Here is a 532-nt window from a genome sequence, read left to right on the forward strand (position 1 = left end):
ACCCGGCCGGTGTCCTTGCGTGAACACGTGCTGGCCGCAGGGCGAGGCCAGGGACGGACCCTGACTTGGCGCAAGGGCTCCAAAGCCGCGATGAGCTCCCACTTCGTGCTGTTGCGGGTCCGTCTTGCAGGGCGGCGGCCTCAACCCGCCGCGGACGGCACGATCGGTCTGAGCTGGCTGATCGCCCAGTGGCCCGAAGGTGAGGACGAGCCGGTCAAGTACTGGATCTCGAACCTGCCCGCCAACATCCCCGCCCGCGACCTCGTCCGCATCGCGAAACTGCGGTGGCGCATCGAGCACGACTACCGGGAGTTGAAGACCGCACTGGGGCTGGACCACTTCGAAGGCCGCTCGTTCATCGGCTGGCACCGCCACGTCACCCTCGTCACCGCTGCCCACCTCTTCCTGACCGAACAACGGAGGAGCCCAAAAGCCCCTGCCAGGGCCTGACCCTCTACCAGGCCCTGGACCTCCTCCAACACCTCCTGGCCACCTGGACAGGCACCTGCCCCACCTGCCACCAACCCACCCC

1 protein-coding gene is annotated in these 532 nt (G+C 67.9%); it reads left to right on the forward strand.

Going from position 1 to position 532, the window contains the following annotated elements; translation table 11 throughout:
- Window positions 1-450 (forward strand): transposase (locus tag ACLJT4_RS42555; RefSeq protein ID WP_411130541.1); only part of this gene is annotated, 450 nt, incomplete at its 5' end.
- Window positions 451-532: the final 82 nt, after the last annotated feature.

Origin of the sequence: Streptomyces sp. x-19, assembly GCF_046549115.1 — a bacterium.
GTDB lineage: Bacteria > Actinomycetota > Actinomycetes > Streptomycetales > Streptomycetaceae > Streptomyces > Streptomyces albulus_C.